The 12,328-nt window shown below is 64.3% G+C and carries 12 protein-coding genes and 1 pseudogene; 8 read left to right on the top strand and 5 right to left on the bottom strand.

Annotated elements, in window-relative coordinates:
* Positions 1–263 precede the first annotated feature (263 nt).
* On the bottom strand, positions 264–1,175 hold the full coding sequence (locus JMJ56_RS31350; RefSeq protein ID WP_202835760.1) for a LysR family transcriptional regulator: 912 nt from the start codon (positions 1,173–1,175) through the stop codon (positions 264–266).
* Between the two features lie 115 nt (positions 1,176–1,290).
* Between JMJ56_RS31350 and JMJ56_RS31345 the strand changes: the two genes are divergently transcribed.
* On the top strand, positions 1,291–2,100 hold the full coding sequence (locus tag JMJ56_RS31345; protein ID WP_202835758.1) for a type 1 glutamine amidotransferase domain-containing protein: 810 nt from the start codon (positions 1,291–1,293) through the stop codon (positions 2,098–2,100).
* A gap of 41 nt (positions 2,101–2,141) precedes the next feature.
* Here JMJ56_RS31345 and JMJ56_RS31340 read toward each other — a convergent pair whose 3' ends face one another.
* The 3 genes from JMJ56_RS31340 to JMJ56_RS31330 form a co-directional block, all read right to left on the bottom strand.
* Positions 2,142–2,762, bottom strand: a complete 621-nt coding sequence (locus tag JMJ56_RS31340; RefSeq protein WP_202835756.1) for a LysE family translocator — start codon at positions 2,760–2,762, stop codon at positions 2,142–2,144.
* Positions 2,763–3,149: 387 nt separating this feature from the next.
* The gene (locus JMJ56_RS31335; RefSeq protein ID WP_202835755.1) at positions 3,150–4,271 is read right to left on the bottom strand and encodes an alpha/beta hydrolase; all 1,122 of its coding nucleotides are present in this window, start codon (positions 4,269–4,271) and stop codon (positions 3,150–3,152) included.
* A gap of 66 nt (positions 4,272–4,337) precedes the next feature.
* Entirely contained in the window at positions 4,338–5,345 is a 1,008-nt protein-coding gene (locus JMJ56_RS31330; protein ID WP_202835753.1) for a hypothetical protein, read from the bottom strand.
* A 52-nt stretch (positions 5,346–5,397) separates the two neighbouring features.
* Here JMJ56_RS31330 and JMJ56_RS31325 point away from each other — a divergent pair, with 52 nt between their 5' ends.
* Both JMJ56_RS31325 and JMJ56_RS31320 read left to right on the top strand, forming a co-directional pair.
* Positions 5,398–6,054: a TetR/AcrR family transcriptional regulator gene (locus JMJ56_RS31325; RefSeq protein ID WP_236038976.1), complete on the top strand. Its 657-nt coding sequence runs from the start codon at positions 5,398–5,400 to the stop codon at positions 6,052–6,054.
* A gap of 205 nt (positions 6,055–6,259) precedes the next feature.
* Positions 6,260–6,972 (top strand): annotated as a pseudogene (locus JMJ56_RS31320) (IS6 family transposase).
* A gap of 335 nt (positions 6,973–7,307) precedes the next feature.
* Here JMJ56_RS31320 and pdxR read toward each other — a convergent pair.
* Positions 7,308–8,813: a MocR-like pyridoxine biosynthesis transcription factor PdxR gene (pdxR, locus tag JMJ56_RS31315; RefSeq protein ID WP_202835750.1), complete on the bottom strand. Its 1,506-nt coding sequence runs from the start codon at positions 8,811–8,813 to the stop codon at positions 7,308–7,310.
* A gap of 116 nt (positions 8,814–8,929) precedes the next feature.
* Between pdxR and JMJ56_RS31310 the strand changes: the two genes are divergently transcribed.
* From JMJ56_RS31310 to JMJ56_RS31290, 5 genes are all read left to right on the top strand, one after another.
* Complete coding sequence (locus tag JMJ56_RS31310) at positions 8,930–9,577, top strand: FMN-binding negative transcriptional regulator (protein ID WP_202835748.1); 648 nt, start codon at positions 8,930–8,932, stop codon at positions 9,575–9,577.
* A gap of 165 nt (positions 9,578–9,742) precedes the next feature.
* Entirely contained in the window at positions 9,743–10,531 is a 789-nt protein-coding gene (locus JMJ56_RS31305) for an SDR family NAD(P)-dependent oxidoreductase (RefSeq protein ID WP_202835746.1), read from the top strand.
* Positions 10,532–10,596: 65 nt separating this feature from the next.
* The gene (locus JMJ56_RS31300) at positions 10,597–11,214 is read left to right on the top strand and encodes a nitroreductase family protein (protein WP_202835744.1); all 618 of its coding nucleotides are present in this window, start codon (positions 10,597–10,599) and stop codon (positions 11,212–11,214) included.
* A gap of 190 nt (positions 11,215–11,404) precedes the next feature.
* Positions 11,405–11,845, top strand: coding sequence for a VOC family protein (locus JMJ56_RS31295; RefSeq protein WP_202835742.1), 441 nt, complete (start codon positions 11,405–11,407; stop codon positions 11,843–11,845).
* A 133-nt stretch (positions 11,846–11,978) separates the two neighbouring features.
* Complete coding sequence (locus JMJ56_RS31290) at positions 11,979–12,275, top strand: hypothetical protein (RefSeq protein WP_202835740.1); 297 nt, start codon at positions 11,979–11,981, stop codon at positions 12,273–12,275.
* Positions 12,276–12,328: the final 53 nt, after the last annotated feature.

The following is a 12,328-nucleotide window of genomic DNA, read 5'->3' as shown; positions in this document are numbered from 1 at the left end:
GCCCTTCTTCCCGCACCCGCCGCCGGCAGCCAATCACAACCGATTCAAATCACTCGATCTGTTCCCGGATGGACACTGAGAGGCGTCTAGGTCAAACACGGGCATAGCCCGGAGCTGTACGGGAGGCAGTTGCTGCAAAGGGGCGCCAACTTGCGTCACGCGGGGCTTATCGCAAGTGACCGAGTCACCAAGTTCCTAAAACGGACATTTGTGCTGCCATCCATTTGGGTTCCACGGCGAGATTGGCGGCTGAGCCGACTCGATCAGGGTAGATGGTTCGACAGATCGGCCGCCACTTCGCCAATGACCGATCTCAGCCAACGATGTGCTGGATCGTGGCGGTACCGGACATGCCAGGCCATCTCGACCGGGAACGTCCCGAGGTCCACCGGCGATGGCAGGATCTTCAGCCGGGGGTCATGCGTCAGCCGGCGGCAGATCAGCTTGGGCAGCGTTGCGCAATAGTCGGTGACGGCCACCATCTCCGCAACGGCGAAGAAGTTGGTGACGGAGATGGCGACCTCCCGCTTGAGCTGCTGGTGCGCGAGCGCCTGGAACAGCCCAGCTCGCAGGCGACCGGGCGGCACGACGTTGACATGCCTGAGCCGCTCAAACTGGTCGCGGCTGATACTGGCGTCGATCTCTGGATGGCCGGCCCGCACTACGCAAGCGAGCCCCTCCTCCATTAGGTGCTGCACGACGAGGTTGTCAGGCGGCTCGACGATGCGGCCAAGGACGAGAGCAGTTGTGCCGGAGGTGACGCCAGTCCCTGCCAGATCATTGCTGTACGGCGTGAGACGCAGCCTGATGCCGGGCGCGACTTGGCGCAGCCTCGCCACGATCGCCGGCACGAGCACGAATTCGGCATAGCCGTTCGGCGCAATCGTCAGCAGTCGCTCGGCGCTGGCGGGGTCGAACTCCTGCTGGCTGAGCACTGCGCCGTCCAGCCTCGCCAACGCCTCGGCAACGCCGGGCGCCAACTCTAAGGCGACTTGGGTCGGCTGGATGCCGTAGCGCTCGCGGATGAAGAGCTGGTCCCGCAGCATGACCCGCAGGCGTGAGAGCGCATTCGACAGCGCCGGCTGGGTCATGCCGAGGCGCTCCGCGGCGCGCGTGACGCTGCGCTCCTCCATCAGGGCGATGAAGATCGGAAGAAGGTTGAGATCGTACCGCACGGCTTATAATGCAAACCGCATATCAGAAATCAAGGTAATAAACTTTTGAAATACCTGGGTTGGGGCCAAAGTTGGCTTGTTCGCAGGGAATGCGGACAGCGCAACGGAGGCAGTGATGACAAAGGGAACAGTGCTCGTGGCCGGCTCCAACGCCACCCGGATTGAGCTCCAGGGCGGCGGCTCGGCCGCGATCGGGCAGTATCTCAACGAGACGGTCGTGCCGGCGATGGCCCTGATCGAGGCCGGCTACGCGGTCGTGCTCGCCACACCGGACGGAACCAAGCCGACGATCGACGAGGCGTCGGACTCGCCGCAGCACTTCGGAGGCGACGAGGCCGCCTATGCGCGAGCCAAGCGGTTCTACGCCGAGGATCCCTCGATGAACCAGGTGCGCACGCTGCGGTCGGTGGTCGAGGAGGGGCTGGGTGGCTATGCCGGCCTGTTCGTGCCCGGCGGTCATGCGCCCGTGGTCGATCTCATGCAGAACGCCGAGTTATGCACGCTCCTGCGTCACTTCCACGAAGCTGGCAGGCCGACGGCGCTGCTCTGCCACGGGCCGGTCGCCATTGCCGCGGCGATGCCGCGTGCCCGTGAATTCCGTGCGGCGCTGATCGCCGGGGACAAGGCCAGGGCGGCCGAATACGCCCAGGGCTGGATCTATGCAGGCTACCGGATGACCGTCTTCTCGGCCAGCGAGGAGAGGATCGCAGAGGGCTCGCTTCTGCACGGTAAGCTGTACTTCGACATGCCCGAGGCGCTGGAGGTGGCGGGGGCCAGAGTGACCACCAACCCGGTCGACTTCGCGCCCTATGTGGTTGTCGATCGCGAGCTGATCACCGGTCAGAACCCGAGCTCGGATCATCACCTCGCCGCCCAAATGGTCGAGGCGCTCGACCGTCCGCTCGCCGATGCCGCAACACCCTGAGGCGGCACGTAGGCTACGAGCGCGAATGTTCGGCTTCTGCTTTAGTTTGAGAGGATCAGCCGCACGCCTAGGGCGGCCATGACCACTCCGAATACGGCGTCGATGCCTCGGCGGATGCGGCGGAAGAGACGTGCGACGTAACCAGTTGACAGCACCCAGGCGAGTGCGCAGTGCCAAAGCATGGAAAGCAAGACAGCACCTGCCACCGCCGCGGTCGCCAGACCGGCCGTGATATCAGGACCGAGGAAAAGACTTGAGAGGGACACCCAGAACACGCCAGCTTTGGGATTGAGTAGCATCAGGCTGAAACCTCGCCAGAAGCTGGTACCATTTGTGGAAGTGGCCTGGGCCACTTCGGCGCGGGCGGGGTTGCGGAGAACTGCCCAAAGAGCGGAGAGGCCGAGGAAGAGCAGGAAAGCTCCACCGCCGATTCTAAATGCAGCGGCGAGGAAGGGATGTTGGGCGGCAAGCGCCGAAACGCCAAAGACTGCCGCGCAGGCCCAGGCTGCTTCGCCAGCCGCAAGCCCTATCGCCGTGCGAAGGGCGCGGCGGCGACCTTCGCGCAGGGCTGTGCCGGCGACGAGGGCGAAGCTCGGGCCTGGACTGATGAGAGCGAGGAAGAAAGCTGCCCAGAAGGTGGCGAGGAGTGCGAGGTTCGACATGCTGAAAGCTACCTTGGACTAAGCATAGTTTCTATTGCTTCGACGTGGTTGGCTCCAATGAGGAGGAAGTGCTGCAACCGAAAGCCTGGCAGGTTGACGATGCCCCTTCGACATCCTCATCACCTCCTTGCCGAACAGCGGCTGCATCATCTCAAGGTCACTTTGACAGGCACAAGCGATTCAGTCTGGCAGAAAACCGCTCCTGCCAATCGGCAGTCTAAAATCTGACAGGACGATTACCTGCCAGTCGCTGAGATCGGTGCAGCAAAGCTAAGGCTGACGCATTGATGGCGATGCGGAACCCCGGGCGCGTCGGTCGCCGCACGACCTGCAGAGCGATTAATTCCCAAGGTGCTCGCCTCGTGGACCGACAAATCTCCAAAGCCGCTACCTCGATGGGAAGCGTCTCGTGAGCCAGGAAATGACCAATCGGTTTAGTTCTTCTGGCTTTTCCTCCGGCGTCCAGTGCCAACAATCGGCGACAATGTGCTTCTCGAGGTCCGGCACGTGAGCGTCCATGCCGTTCGTCATGCTCGGCCGGAGAACCACATCATGAACTGCTGACACCATCATGGACGGCACTCGGACGGTCTGGTTGACACCAAGCGCCACCCTCCAGTTCCTCGACAGGTTGCGGTACCAGTTGATGGCCGGAGTGAAGCCGGTGCGCTGGAAGTGCCTTGCGTAGAAGTCCAACTCCTGCACGTTCAGCACATCCTTGCCAGGCAAACTCTCCGGCGGGGGTCGTCCATAATACTTCATGTTCGCGACCCTCGGTGGCAACCTGTCCCATTCGGCGAATGTCATGAGGCCCTTGCGGTACGCGTTCCGCAGCGCGCCGCGCGGATTCTTATCCATCGCCTCGTCAGCCATCCTGCTGTCCTGAAACAGCAGGACGTACATGTCGGGGCTGTAGACCCGCCGCATCTGGGAGATGGGATCAGCCATCGGATCGGCGGCGAAGGTCTGGCCATTCTGCAGAGCAGCCTTGACGAGGTCGGGATGCAACCACAGCATCCAATGCGGGATGTGCGGTGTGTTGACGCCGATCACCCCAGCCACGCGCTCCCCGTGGAGGAGCGCCATCTGCCACGCGAGCAGTCCTCCCCAGTCATGTCCCATGAAGACCGCTTCCTCGATGCCGAGCGCGTCGAGCAGGCCGACGAGGTCCGCCGTCAGGTGAACGACGTCGTAATCCTCGACTGCCGTCGGCGTCTTGCTCCGTCCATAGCCGCGCAGATCGGGGACGATGACGCGGTGGCCCGCGGTGGCGAGAGCCGGAATCTGGGCGCCACGTGAACGCCAGCCCCGGAAAGCCGTGCAGCAGGACGACGGGTGGGCCGGACCCCGCTTCGTAGACTGCCAGATTGATTCCGTTGGTCCTGACCATGCGCATGCCGGGCATGACCTCCGGTTGCGCGGCGGCAGGCAGCACGGCGGCCGCGGCAGCTGCGACGGAGCCGAAAAGCAGCGCCCTGCGGAAAGGGCCGGTTGCGCCTCTCGTGCCATCGGCATCGGGCGCAGACGAGCGGACGAAATCCTCGGCACCGGCGGACGGAAGCATGTCCTTGCGCATCACAGTGCCTCCATGGTCAGAACCTCGCCACCGATCTGCTTCAGGCGGGCGAAGTAAGGGGCGGAATCGAGCAATTGATATGGGAAGTAGAGCCCGGCTGGCGTGGGCGGGTTGCCGTCGAGCCCGACAAGCCGTTCGAGGAGCATCGCGACCCCAAGCCCGGTCAGCGGCGCCGATCCCTTGCGATGGACGACCGCGTGGCGGCTTCGGAGTGCCCGGCCCGCATGATCGTCTCCAGCGAGCTCGATGATGATTTCGGTCGACATTGGCTCGCCGCGGCGGCGAGAGGAACTGACCCCGCTCGAGATGTTGAACTGAACGCTCGGCGCGCCGGTCGCCGTCGCCAGCCCGACGACGTCGATCGACGAGAAGCCGGAGGCGTCCATCCAGGTGCCGTCCACGGCGCGGAACGCGGCCTTCGCATCCTCGCCAGCGCGCCAGATGTAGTGGCTGTCGCGGCGCGTGAGCGCGGCGGGCAAGGTGCTGTTCAGGCGCTCGAAGTCTTCGGCAACCGCCGGACCGCCGGTATCCTGCTCGTCGACCAGAGCACCGATGGTGATGTCGCGGACCCGGCCGAACGCCTTGGCGAACTCAAGCGTCGGGATCGTCGTGGCGCCCACAAGCCATTCGTAGCCAAGGACGACCGGTGCGGCGCCAGGCTTGTGCATGAAGGCCGCAATTTCGGGAGCGATCTCGTAGATGCCGGACGAGATGCTGAGGTGCGGGACCCCGCGCGCCTGCGCGAAGTGGAGCCCCGCGACCCGATCGTCGGGAAAGAGGACGGCGACGGCACTGACCGGTTGGGCCCGAAGGCCAAGGTCGACGGCGGCCAGGTCAAGCACCGCACCGTCCGCATTGCCGAGCCGGGCCGCGGCTTCCCTGGCCTTGGCAAGCTCGCGGCCGCCGATCAGCAGCGGCAGGTCGGGATGGACGTCGCGCAGGAACCGTGTGGTCCAGCGACCGATGGCGCCGGAGCCCCCCATGAGCAGGATGGGAGCTGATGACATTGCAAGCCTCCTTGTTTCGGGCTATTAACCTACCTTTAGTAGGGAAGCTAACTTGGCTACCGTTGGTAGGTTCCGCAAGGCGGCCGGTGAAGTGAAAAAGGATCTGCAGGAGGGGAGCGGGCACGGGACGCCGCGCAGGCTCTCGAAGGATCAGCGGCGGCGTCAGCTGCTCGACACGGCGCTGCTGATCGTCAGGGAGGAGGGTGCGGACTGGCTGACGCTGGGGCACTTGGCCGCTCGCGCCGGTATCTCCAAACCAGTGGCCTACGACCATTTCGGCACCCGGTCTGGCCTGCTGATCGAGCTCTACAGATGGATCGACGTCGAGCGGGTGAATGCGTTTCGGGACGCGATGGCCGTTGGTGAGCGGAGCTTCAAGGAGTGTGTCACAGCCCTGGCGGCCGCCTACATCCATTGTGCGGCCGACAAGACCGACGAGTTTCACGCAGTAGGCGCCGCGCTGGCGGGCAGCGAGGAGAAAGCCAAGGTCTTCCAGGAACTGCTTGATAACTCCGTCCGGATGTTCGTGTCGGTGCTGGAGCCTCACAGCACCCTGCCGGCTGCCGAATTGGAGCGCCGCTGCATCGGCCTGGTCGGCGCGGGCGAGGCGCTTTCGGCCGCGCTGGTGCGTGGCAACTTTGACGAGGCAGAAGCTGCCGGAGTCTTCGCGTCTTTGATCGAAGGTGGAATGCGCGCACGCGGGCAATGAAAGGACCGCTGCGCGAGGGCGGGCCACATAGGGTAGTACATGTCCGCTTTCAACCTGGCGACGAGGCACGCAGTTGCCTGCGTTGCTTTCACAACCAACCAGGCCGGATACGAATTCTGGCTCACGTGGGTTCTGTTGCGTCCTTACGGTACCATCCTGAGCAAGTACAAACCGTGGCATGGCGAGACGGCGGGGAGTGGCCTCGGTGAGGCCGGATCAGTCCTTCAAAGGCCGGCAGTTCACCGCAGAGGTGATCCTCTGGGCGATCCACTGGTACCTGATGTTCCCTGTGAGATACTGCAATATCGAACTGATGCTGGCCGACCGCGGCGTGGAGGTGGCGCATACTACGGTGTTCCGCTGGGTGCAGACCTACGCGCCGGAGATTGAGAAGCGGATCCGGCCGCACCTGCGCCTGGGCAACGGCTCATGGAGGGTGGACGAGACCTACATCCGGGTGAAGGCCCGCTGGATGTAGCTGTATCGCGCGGTCGACCGCCGGGGCCAGACGATCGACTTCCTGCTCTCGGCCAAGCGCGACGCGGAGGCTGCAAAGCGCTTCTTCCGCAAGGCTCTCGGGCAGCCGCATACGGTGAACCCGCGCACCATCACCTTGGATAAGAACCCGGCCTACCCCTCTGCGCGGTCACAAAGATTAAGGAGAACGGCGAGCTGTGGCGCTTCTCTCGACTACGACAATGCAAGCACCTCAATAACAAAGTGGAATAAGACCACCGGCGCGTGAAACGCTTGGTCCGACCAGGGCTTGGCTTCGGCAGCTTCCACACGGCGCGACGAACACTGGCAGGCTACGAGGCAATGGCGATGATCAGGAAGTGGCAGGTACAGAAGGTGGGCGGACGCGACATGCGGACCCAAGCCACCTTTATCGCCGAGTTGTTCCAGGTTGCCGCCTGATTTGGGGCCGGTCGCGGCCATTTGCGACTTGCCGCAAACTATGCAACACAACCTCGGCAAACATAGCGGTTCTTGTCGGCGCACAGCATGATCTACGGTCACTTCCGCCCGCGGCGGCGCCTCATAAGCGCTGCCCAGTATCAGCATGGCCGCGCTCGAGCTTTTGGGTTTTGGCGGCAGGAAACCTGTGCCCGCATAGCCGCGCGACGACGCAGCGGTCACGCAATGCGGCTCAGCGCGACCATTGAGCAAATAAGTTGGCAATGCCCCCTTGGATCTTCGAACAGAGGCAGGTCACTCTCAAGAGGTGAAGACTCCAAGGAGCCCGAAGCAGTTCAGCTCGCAGGCCGTCGCGGGACGCTTTCGACAGAGCAGGATCGTCTAAGGCGTCGCGCGGCGTCCGCCATGCGGCTGGCCGACGTGGCTCCAAAGCCAAGCACTAGGCCCGGCTGCCCCTGTCCCGTGTGGTAACCTGTCAGGGGTGGAGTCTGCAGGCCGAGCTTGGCCGCTGCGGCGCTGACTGCGACGTCCGACTTATGGCGGTCGTTAAAGGTTACAGGAAAATGCAGGCCGGCCTCCACCCCGTCTCGGCGCCAGTCGAGCTCGTCGGTGCATTCTTCCTCCAACGCTCGCAACAAGGCGTCGCGCCGTTCGGCATAAGCCGAGCGCATGCGGCGCAAATGGGCACTGAGATGACCCTCGCCGATGAAGTCGGCCAGGGTGGCCTGCATCGGCTCCGGCGACTGTCGATCAGCCAGGGCGCGGGCGGTTGCGAAGGCTGGCGCTAGCCCCTCCGGAGCAACCAAGAAGCCGAGCCGCAACGCCGGAGCGAGCACTTTGGCGAAGGTGCCGACATATACTACGCACCGGCTCGCGCCGTGGGACGCCAGGGCGCGTAAAGGCCGCAAAGGCGGGCCAGCATAACGGTAGTCGCCGTCGTAGTCGTCTTCGACGATCCAGCTGTTCGATAGCTCGGCCCAGCGCAACAAAGCTAGGCGGCGCGGCAGAGTCATGGTGACGCCCAGTGGGTACTGATGCGACGGAGTAACGAGGGCGAGCCGCGCTGCCGGCGCTGACCGGATCCCAGCCTCCACCGCCAGCCCGTCCCCATCCACGGGTACTGGTATCAACCGGGCCCCCGCGGCGGCCAAGGCGCTACGGCCTGCCACGTAGGCTGGCTCTTCAACCCAGACGGCGTCGCCCGGATCGAGCAGCAAGCAGGCGGCGAGCGCGATCGCCTGCTGCGAACCGGTCGTGACGACGATATCCTCGGCGGCGCATGTCAGCCCGCGGGTTGCGCCGAGATGGCCCGCTATGGCCTGCCGTAGTGGGAGGAGGCCTGCCGGGTCAGTGTAGCCGAGCCGGTCCGCTCCAGGGCGGCCACGCCAGAAACGGGCCGAGAGCTTCGACCAAACCGCATGGGGGAAAAGGTCCAGGGCCGGCACGCCCGGCGCCAGAAGCCCGACGTCCCGCCGAGCCGGTGTGAGCGTGAGTTGAGCGAGCGTTTGGCCTCGCTGAGACAAGACAAGTGTGGAACGCCTAGGCCCGGAGGCGGAGGCCCTTGAATGCCCGGCCGGACGCGCGGCCCACCCGGGCAGAGCATCGGCGACGAAGAGGCCGGAGCCGTGTCGGCTCGTTGCGAAGCCTTCGTCCACGAGGGCCTCGTAAGCCAGGACGACCGTTTGCCGGGACACGCCGAGGTCGGCAGCCAATACCCGGCTCGATGGCAGGCGGAGGCCCGGAGTTGCCCGGCCATCGAGGATCGCGTCTCGTAAAAAAGTAATGATCTGCTTCTGCCGCGACACCGGCGCGGTCAGGTCAAGCGTGAAGTTGTTCCACAAAGGTGGAGGTGGTCGACGGGGCATGGTGGAACCGGACTGATCTGACACTTGCAACCGGACCTACAACGTTAGGCCAGTCACGGCTACCCAAGTGCTCTTCCAACCTGAGCCTCGCCATGTACGTTCACCCCGCCTTCCACATCGACCATGATCAAGCCTTTCGTCTGCTACAGGATCGTGCGTTTGGAACCCTGGTGGTTGCGGACCCGGCCGCGAGGCCGGCAGCAGTGCACTTGCCGTTTCTTGCCCATAGGACTGCGGAGCAAGGCTTCCGGGTGGAGCTGCATGTGGCCAGGGCCAACCGCTTGCATGAGTTGATTTCGCCGGAGGGGCAGCCCGCACTGCTCACCTGCCAAGGACCGGACGCCTACATTTCACCAGACTGGTACGGCACACCCAATCAAGTCCCGACCTGGACCTACGTAGCTGTTCATCTCACCGGCAAACTCTTCGTCCTACCAGAGCAGGATGGGCCGGCCCATTTGGACCGACTCTCGGCAAAGTTCGAAAACCGGCTTCTGCCAAAACATCCCTGGACCGCAGACAAGATGAATGTGTCGCGGCGCGCAGCAATGACGCGGGCGGTCGTCACCCTTGATCTGATTGTCCCTCCAGACGGTATCGATGCGCAGAGTAAGTTGATTCAGCACAAGGGCAGTGTGGAGCACCAAGGTGCGATCGCGGGGCTACGTGCTCGCGGTGACGCCAGTTCCGTGGCGATCGCTGCCATGATGGAAAAGTCGTGGGCGGCCCGCGACGGCTGACTGCCCTCGCCTTTCCCGCTGATGTTTAGCAGCGCTGCAACGACTCCTGCTGTTTGTTTGTCTCGACCAGCTTTCGAAGAATTCGAAATATTCTTTCGGATGCCGGCCGATTATCGACACACCAGGACCAGCTTACATCTCGGCACGTCAGTAGAAGGTTGCATCATGATCATCGACTTCAGCGGCCGTAGGGTTCTCGTCACCGGTTCGACGAGCGGCATCGGCTTCGCGACCGCCAAAGGCTTCCTAGCGGCCGGAGCCAGCGTCGTCGTGAACGGCCGCAGCGAGGTGGGCGTCGCTGCGGCGGTGGCGTGGCTGCGGGAGACGCAGTCCTCCGTCACGGGTTTCGCCGGCGATCTTGCCACTGAGACGGACTGTGCGCGCCTGCTGGCCGAGCAACCCGACTTCGACATCGTCGTGAACAACCTCGGTATCTACGAGCCGCGCGATTTCTTCGACACGCCGGACAGTGAGTGGGATCGGTTCTTTCAAACCAACGTTATGTCCGGCGTCCGACTGTCGAGGGCCTATGCGGCCGGGATGAGCAAGCGAGGCTGGGGACGCATCGTCTTCGTCTCCTCGGAATCCGCGATCAACATCCCCGCAGACATGATCCACTACGGCTTCACCAAGACGGCGCAGCTCGCAATCTCCCGCGGTCTGGCCAAGCGTCTCGCGGGGACAGGCGTCACCGTCAACGCCGTGCTACCGGGGCCTACCCTCTCCGATGGAGTGGCCGACATGCTCAAGGCAGATGTCGAGCGCACCGGCGACAGCCTCGAGAAGGTCGCGGCTGACTTCGTCGCCGTGAACCGCAGCTCCTCGATTATCCGTCGCCCTGCGACCGTCGAGGAGGTGGCCAACATGATCCTTTACGTCGGCTCCGAGCAGGCATCGGCCACAACCGGCGCGGCCCTGCGGGTCGATGGCGGTGTGGTGGAAAGCCTCGCCTAGCCGGCCCCTGCCGGCGTCGCGCACGCTGGCGCACCAGGCACGCGTCAACACCGAAGGGAACTCCGATGGGCAGCGAGATCATCACCGCGATCGAGGAGCGTCACACAACCGTTCTGTTCGATGCAACAAGCAACGTCAATGACGAGCAGATCGGCGAGCTGATCCGCTTGGCGACACGGGCGCCGACATCCTTCAACTTGCAGAACTGGCGCTTCATCGCCGTCCGCACGCCCGAGGCCAAGGCGCGGCTGCGTAAGGTCGCCTGGGATCAAGCGAAGATCACCGAGGCGGCGGTGACGTTCATCATCTGCGGCCAGCTGGCCGACCACGGGGTGATGGCCGACCGCTTGCGGCCTGCCGTCGAGGCCGGAACGATGCCCGCCGGCATGGTTGCTGGCTGGGAGGCCGCAGCCAAGAGCCTGTACTTCGAGCAGCCGCAGCGCCAGCGCGATGAGGCGGTTCGCACGGCGACGTTCGGTGCCGGCACGCTCATCTACGCCGCCCACGCGATGGGCTTGGGCGCCGGTCCGATGATCGGCTTCGACGCCGAGAAGGTCGTCCGGGAGTTCGGCCTGGCCGCCGACGAGATCCCGGTGATGCTGGTCGCGGTCGGCCACGCCTTGCCGGAGAACTGGCCGCAGAAGCCGCGGCGTCCGCTCTCGCAGGTGCTGCAGCTGGTCTAGCGCCGCGACGCGGTGCCTGCGGCCAGGCCACGACGATCCGGCGCGCGACACGTCCGAAGTTCCGGCTGAGATCAGGGCTGGTCGCGCGCACGCTCGATGCGTGCGCAACAGTCCCGGCCGATCCCACTGGGGGCTGCGCAAAGGGTGAGGCGCCGACCCTGCTCGACGATGAAACAGATCGGAGTGACGCATGAGCACGGACGCCACGGTGACAGGGATGGTGGAGGCCGCCCTATACGTCAGGGACCTCGATCGTTCGGTGGCCTTCTACGAGGACCTGTTCGGCTTTGCGACGGAGATCCGCGACGAGCAGATCTGCGTCTTAAACGTAGCGTCGCAGTCGGCGCTGATCCTGCTCCCGGTCTGGGTCAAGGATCTGCCCGACCGGCTGGGCACGGACGACGTACCGTTCGTGGGCAACATCCCGTCATCCGGTGCGGAGGGGCGGGGCCACGTGGCCCTGAAGATCCCGAAGTCCGAGCTGCCGAAGTGGGAGGGTCGGCTGGCCGGCAAGAACATCGAGATCGTGGGCCGCACCAAGTGGCCGCGCGGCGGCGAGAGCATCTACTTTCGTGACCCCGACGAACACTTGGTCGAACTCCTGACGCCGGGCTTGTGGTCCTTCTACTGACACGACTGATCGAGGTCGCGGGACCGGCGTGTCCCGCCGCGAGATGGGATCCCCGATGTGCCCTCCTCGCAGCGCGATCGCCCGCAATGGGCGGCGGGAAGGTTCGAATGGCGACTTTGAGAACGAGGCCTCCATGCCGGAACTGATCAACGACCTGCTCTCCAGCCAGGTCTTCTTGGTTCTCGCACGTTTCGTGCTGACGTCCTTCTTTTGGATCGCCGGCATTAAAGCCATGGCGCTGCAGAAGCCCGCCAACGGCGCCGGCATGGTGGAACATGGCCGTCAGGGCGTTATAGTCACAAGGCTGCTGAAAATCGGCGTAAGGGGCAGAAGGCCCAGAAAGCTGCACGGCGCAACAACAAGCGCCATTGATTTTAGCTCATTTCAAGAAGCGAGCGCCGACCTGCAGGCTACTGCGCAGCCGCGGTGATGCCTCTGGCTGCTGCCATGTAGCGGTTCCAGACCGTGACGCATTCCTCGCCA

It is taken from the genome of Belnapia arida (genome assembly GCF_016773205.1).
Taxonomy (GTDB): domain Bacteria; phylum Pseudomonadota; class Alphaproteobacteria; order Acetobacterales; family Acetobacteraceae; genus Belnapia; species Belnapia arida.
The sequence above is the reverse complement of the archived record's forward strand: the minus strand, read 5'-3'. Positions and strand labels throughout refer to the sequence as shown.

Bases quoted from the DNA above. Each gene is read 5' to 3' on its own strand.
- JMJ56_RS31345 (WP_202835758.1), top strand. From the start codon at position 1,291: ATGACAAAGGGAACAGTGCTCGTGGCCGGCTCCAACGCCACCCGGATT.
- JMJ56_RS31340 (WP_202835756.1), bottom strand. From the start codon at position 2,762: ATGTCGAACCTCGCACTCCTCGCCACCTTCTGGGCAGCTTTCTTCCTC.
- JMJ56_RS31335 (WP_202835755.1), bottom strand. From the start codon at position 4,271: ATGGCACGAGAGGCGCAACCGGCCCTTTCCGCAGGGCGCTGCTTTTCG.
- JMJ56_RS31330 (WP_202835753.1), bottom strand. From the start codon at position 5,345: ATGTCATCAGCTCCCATCCTGCTCATGGGGGGCTCCGGCGCCATCGGT.
- JMJ56_RS31310 (WP_202835748.1), top strand. From the start codon at position 8,930: ATGTACGTTCACCCCGCCTTCCACATCGACCATGATCAAGCCTTTCGT.
- JMJ56_RS31305 (WP_202835746.1), top strand. From the start codon at position 9,743: ATGATCATCGACTTCAGCGGCCGTAGGGTTCTCGTCACCGGTTCGACG.
- JMJ56_RS31300 (WP_202835744.1), top strand. From the start codon at position 10,597: ATGGGCAGCGAGATCATCACCGCGATCGAGGAGCGTCACACAACCGTT.
- JMJ56_RS31295 (WP_202835742.1), top strand. From the start codon at position 11,405: ATGAGCACGGACGCCACGGTGACAGGGATGGTGGAGGCCGCCCTATAC.
- JMJ56_RS31290 (WP_202835740.1), top strand. From the start codon at position 11,979: ATGCCGGAACTGATCAACGACCTGCTCTCCAGCCAGGTCTTCTTGGTT.